Raw genomic sequence first — 291 nt, 5'->3', positions numbered from 1 at the left:
CATTGCCGCTCACGCTCACCGCGTCTTCGTTGATGCTGTTCACATCCGCCACCGCAACTGGCAGATCATCCGTGCCGTTGATGGTGATGGTCAGTGTTGCGCTTGAAGTACCACCTTGGCCATCGCTGATGCTGTAGTTAAAGGTCTCTTGACCGCTAAAGCCTGTGTTCGGGGTGAAAGTAATGGTGCCTTGGGCATCAATGTTCACGATACCGTTCGGGGTGTTGATTTGTTGGGCGGTGCCCGGGGTCAAGGTCACGCCATTGATCGCTGTGATGGTCAATGGGTTGC

At 55.0% G+C, this 291-nt stretch carries 1 protein-coding gene; it reads right to left on the bottom strand.

Features of this window, described 5'->3' with window-relative positions; genetic code table 11:
- The coding region (locus ACG94X_RS16845) for an Ig-like domain-containing protein (protein ID WP_419384805.1) at positions 1-291 on the bottom strand (291 nt) is incomplete at both ends.

The organism is Acinetobacter psychrotolerans (assembly GCF_048552595.1).
In the GTDB taxonomy this organism is placed as follows: Bacteria; Pseudomonadota; Gammaproteobacteria; order Pseudomonadales; family Moraxellaceae; genus Acinetobacter.
The sequence above is the reverse complement of the archived record's forward strand: the minus strand, read 5'-3'. Positions and strand labels throughout refer to the sequence as shown.